General features: G+C 40.7%; 6 protein-coding genes, 2 tRNA genes and 2 pseudogenes. 2 read left to right on the top strand and 8 right to left on the bottom strand.

What is annotated here, in order from left to right; all coding sequences use genetic code 11:
* Positions 1–176 precede the first annotated feature (176 nt).
* Together LOSG293_RS09470 and LOSG293_RS09465 are read right to left on the bottom strand one after the other, a co-directional pair.
* A complete protein-coding gene (locus tag LOSG293_RS09470) occupies positions 177–809 on the bottom strand; it encodes an NAD(P)H-hydrate epimerase (RefSeq protein WP_034529732.1) in 633 nt (210 codons plus the stop codon).
* 30 nt (positions 810–839) lie between these two features.
* Positions 840–1,322, bottom strand: a complete 483-nt coding sequence (locus LOSG293_RS09465; protein ID WP_051907290.1) for a MarR family winged helix-turn-helix transcriptional regulator — start codon at positions 1,320–1,322, stop codon at positions 840–842.
* Between the two features lie 158 nt (positions 1,323–1,480).
* On the opposite strand from LOSG293_RS09465, the gene LOSG293_RS09460 reads away from it, so the two are divergent.
* Together LOSG293_RS09460 and LOSG293_RS09455 are read left to right on the top strand one after the other, a co-directional pair.
* Positions 1,481–1,807, top strand: a complete 327-nt coding sequence (locus LOSG293_RS09460; protein ID WP_051907289.1) for a hypothetical protein — start codon at positions 1,481–1,483, stop codon at positions 1,805–1,807.
* A gap of 49 nt (positions 1,808–1,856) precedes the next feature.
* Positions 1,857–1,928: transfer RNA gene (locus LOSG293_RS09455), tRNA-Arg, on the top strand.
* 214 nt (positions 1,929–2,142) lie between these two features.
* Here LOSG293_RS09455 and LOSG293_RS10360 read toward each other — a convergent pair.
* The 6 genes and pseudogenes from LOSG293_RS10360 to LOSG293_RS09425 all read right to left on the bottom strand — a co-directional run.
* Entirely contained in the window at positions 2,143–2,292 is a 150-nt protein-coding gene (locus LOSG293_RS10360) for a DUF4260 family protein (protein WP_369404163.1), read from the bottom strand.
* A 19-nt stretch (positions 2,293–2,311) separates the two neighbouring features.
* Positions 2,312–2,725: pseudogene (locus LOSG293_RS09445) on the bottom strand (IS30 family transposase); the annotation flags it as partial.
* 9 nt (positions 2,726–2,734) lie between these two features.
* Positions 2,735–3,046 carry a hypothetical protein gene (locus tag LOSG293_RS09440; protein WP_034529730.1) on the bottom strand — a complete coding sequence of 104 codons (312 nt, stop codon included), beginning with the start codon at positions 3,044–3,046 and terminating at the stop codon, positions 2,735–2,737.
* Positions 3,047–3,248: 202 nt separating this feature from the next.
* Entirely contained in the window at positions 3,249–3,584 is a 336-nt protein-coding gene (locus LOSG293_RS09435; RefSeq protein ID WP_051907288.1) for a hypothetical protein, read from the bottom strand.
* An 18-nt stretch (positions 3,585–3,602) separates the two neighbouring features.
* Positions 3,603–3,663 (bottom strand) — tRNA-Arg (locus LOSG293_RS09430).
* A 285-nt stretch (positions 3,664–3,948) separates the two neighbouring features.
* A pseudogene (locus tag LOSG293_RS09425) lies at positions 3,949–4,074 on the bottom strand (IS30 family transposase); the annotation flags it as partial.

Genomic DNA, 4,074 nt, shown 5'->3' with positions numbered 1-4,074 from the left:
GATAAAGTAGATGTACCAAAAGTAATCACTCCCTATATTGGTTGGAATTAGCTACTACCATTGTAAGTGATTGCTTTGGGCTTTTTAATTTCTGTTCGGATTAATTATAGAATTTGCCACAACAAAATAGACCGCGAGCTGGGCTCGTGCTCTATTACTGAGGTTTATTCAATTAGCTAGTGCGGCTGATAGACACCAATGTCCGCAACAATAACGTGGCCAGTATTGGGTTCACTCTTGGCGGTAAAGCCGAGTTTTCGGGCTGCCATGGTTACGGTTGTAGCGGCCTGAATGGCAGTACCGAGGATTTCACCCGTATCGGCTTGTAATCCTGACGGCACGTCAATCGCCATAATGTTCGCAGGACTAGCATTCATTGCCTGAATTGTTTCCGCAAACGCACCCTCGACCGGCCGGGCAAGGCCAACACCAAAGATACCGTCCACAATCGTCGTAAAGGCTGCAAAATCGGCAATCGTCGTCACGATGGGAATGCGATAATGACGACAAATTTTAAGCTGACGTTGGGTTTCCACAGTTGCGTGAGCTTCGTTACCAAGTAGTAGGACAGTGACATCAAGTCCCTGAACGAACAGTAAACGTGCAACTGCTAAACCATCGCCCCCATTATTTCCGGTTGCTGCGACGACTAACGTTTTGCTTAAATCAAACGCTTCGTTCGTTTGCAGTTCGTTCGCAACCGCCAAAGCGGCGCGCTCCATGAGCACGGCAGAGGGGATGCCCACCTCATTAATGGTATAGGCATCAGCTTCACGAGCTTCTTGAATGGAAAAAACGGGTTTTGTCATGACAGTCCCTCCTACTATCTTAGCTAGTGACTATTTTTCAATGGCGTTAGCATCAACTTGGTTTGAAAGGGTGTCGTTTTGAACGACCGCCTTAGAAATTTGTTGTACCTCGCTGCCAATTTTTTGGATGTCGAGGCCATCAACATCGTTGATGAAGGTTTCCCACCATTTACGGAAACGAGCGAGGCCGTGGTCTAACAGTTTTTCGCCAGATACCGTAAGCGTCAGTAGCTTGTTTCGTTTGTCTTCAGCTGAAGCCGTTTTTTCAATAAAACCGAGGGACACCAAATGCTTAACCATCCGGGTCATTAATCCTTCATCAACTGCCAATGTTGTTGCAGCTTGACGTTGGTTGACGCCATCAGTTTCCATGATGAGCACCATTAGATAAATCTCGGTCATATTAACGGGTAGTTTGTCTTCAACTAGTAATTGGTTCATATCCCTTTGTAGCTGTCGGTGCAAAATTGCAACGTACGTCGAAAGAGCTAAGTACTTATCTTGAGCGTCCACAATGATACTCCTTTCCGGGTAGTTAAATCGCATTCAGTCGTGTAAAATACGATTGGATACAGTTGATTTAATTTTAACGCAAGTTCGCAAAACTTACAGTTTAAATTAGAAAAATTCTATGAAAATTTCAGAAAACTTTATAAAGAGGGTAAATTAAATTGGAAATTGATGTACCAGTAGATATGACCGAAGTTGAGGCCAAGGTGGCCGAGCTTAACGAAAAGGGTGAAACAGTAACCGTTGAATCGGTTATTATGGATACCGTATTGCAGTCGTTTCAAGCTTATTTAGAACACGCCGAGGCAGGTCATTATGATTCAGCTAAACTAGAAGATGGCAAGCTTAACGTGTATGCCATTACTGGTGGCTTTATGCGGGAAGTTACGCCAATGGGCACTGATTTTGTGACTGATTTCAAAACTAATCCTGATGCAGTCTTCTTCTATTTAGAAGAGCAAGCTGGCAAAGTTGCCATGGGTCAATAGATTTTGTGTTTGCATGCACTAAAAAAGTGGCTTATCATTAAGTTGTAAGGCGCTCTTAGTGTAATGGATAGCACATGAGATTTCGGTCCTCATGATCCGAGTTCGACTCTCGGGGAGCGCATATGCAGTTTTTATTTAATTTTAAAAGTCTTTAAATCCAAGCGGTTTGACGGAATTTGTAAATTTAAAATTTCAGTATATTTCAGATTTTTACACATTGTTATTCAAAAAATGACAGCCATAGAATTAGGAGTCCATCTTCCTTTTTCTGGCTGTCATTTTAGTTTTTGATTATTAGTATTCATCCTTGAATCGGCTCCAGATTAGGCTAAAATCTATCCTCGCAAATCAAGTCCAAGCATTCTGTCCATATAAATATGAATCAGCCAAATTAAACCAATCATGCGAAATGTATCATTTGTCAGCAATCCACCAACTAACAGCATCAATGGTAGTAAAATTGTGTGTCCGGCATTGTACGTGATATTGCGGTAGATTGCAAATTTAATCCGAATTTTTGGACAAATTGGTCAGCATAACCTGATACGGTGTTTTCCAGTCAAGTATTTTAAGCGGTCTCTGGTTAATTTGGAGTAACGTCGTCGTTAAATCTTGAGCACTAATGTGCTCAAAACGAGTCCCCTTAGGATAAAAATAACGTAAATTCCGATTAAAGCGTTCATTGCTACCACGTTCAGCTGGCGTATAAGCATGACAGTAATAGGTCTTAATACCATATTGTGATTCAAATGATACTAGCCCACTAAACTCAGTACCACGGTCCACAGTAAAACTGTGCACCGGTCCATTAAAAGTTGTTAGGAACTTAGTCAGTGCTTCATTAACACTCGCTGTCGTTCGGTCCTTTAACCGATATGCCCAAAGGAACCGTGATTTGCGATCGATTAAAGTTAATAAATCTACCATTTAAACAAAATCCAGATCCATTAGGGATTCTTCCAAGCTATCGATGGTTTCATTGCGTTCCATATAATCAACCCAGCCATCATAAGATTTTTGCTGACGGGGCTTCATGGCTGAACTCAATTTGGCTTGGATATTGCTAATGAATTTGATGACAGCACTGCTGGTCTCATTTTTAATGCGCAGACTACTCCACTTTTTATTGGTGGGGCGGTCTGCGTTTTGCTCATTTAGGAACGCGGCGTATTTATCTCGAAAGGTGTCGACAATCTGACTATTTGCTTCTAAGTATTCTTCTAATTCAAACGTTGTCATAATAGCAACCTCCATATTTAAGTTGTGAATCAACTGATTACATAGGACTCGGACCCATGACCAACCACCCGGATAATAAAACGTATGTTCTTTTTGAGTGTTAAGAGAAGTCCCCATAGAGGGGACTAAATGGACCTTGTTGGACTCGGTTATGAGCCATCTGATCTAACCAACTGAGCTAAAGGTTCGTGATAACCAAGTACTAATGTAGATACCAATTAGGTGGAATAGTCTCTGTAAAAAGTAACCATTCGAACCCGCCGATTATTAGACAGACAAAATAGAGTATAGCCAATAATTTTTGGTAAAGTGCTATGCCATGCCAGCCACGATTAAAAAGTCTAAAAACTGTCAGCCCCGTCATCACTAATCCAAGTATGCCTAGTATTAGCACGCCCATAAGAATTAAAGCATCTGGATGATTAGGATCATTTTCGGCTAGCCCAGCGATGCCATTGATTATTAACAGTAAAGGAGTTATTAACAGTAATCCGTTAATAATAAGCTCTATCCACATTTTACGTTTAGATATAGGCACAAATAAGCCTCCTCTCAATGAACCCTGCGAGAATTGAACTCGCAACCTACAGTTTAGAAAACTGTTGCTCTAAGGGTCCTTTTTCAAATGCTAAGATAGTACCTTGAAAGTCTAGGGTTAACACCATCTGTTTTTTCTGGAAGGCCACAGGGTGAGTATGAATACATATATGCTAACTATATCTCCAATATGAAAAGGTATGAATGTTCCCACAATCCACGAAACTTTAAACCATATTTGTCAAATATCATTTTTTCAGACTTTAATAATCAAGACCCCATAAAAATGCCCTTTCTGATCTATCAAATTCGGTCCTTAGTTTCTCGATTGTATACCAAATATTTTAGTGAGGCAAATTACAAGTTTAATCCGAACAAGCCCGAAATCTTTCAATGGCAGTCTGTTGATGATGTATTTTTAATGGTCGTTGATTAATTAGTTCAAGTGCTGCTAGGATCTCATCAGTCGTTACTTGGCTAAAATTGGTCTT

Origin of the sequence: Secundilactobacillus oryzae JCM 18671 (assembly GCF_000740055.1) — a bacterium.
Lineage (GTDB): Bacteria > Bacillota > Bacilli > Lactobacillales > Lactobacillaceae > Secundilactobacillus > Secundilactobacillus oryzae.
Note: the sequence above shows the minus strand (reverse complement) of the source record. Positions and strands in the feature narration are given on the sequence as shown.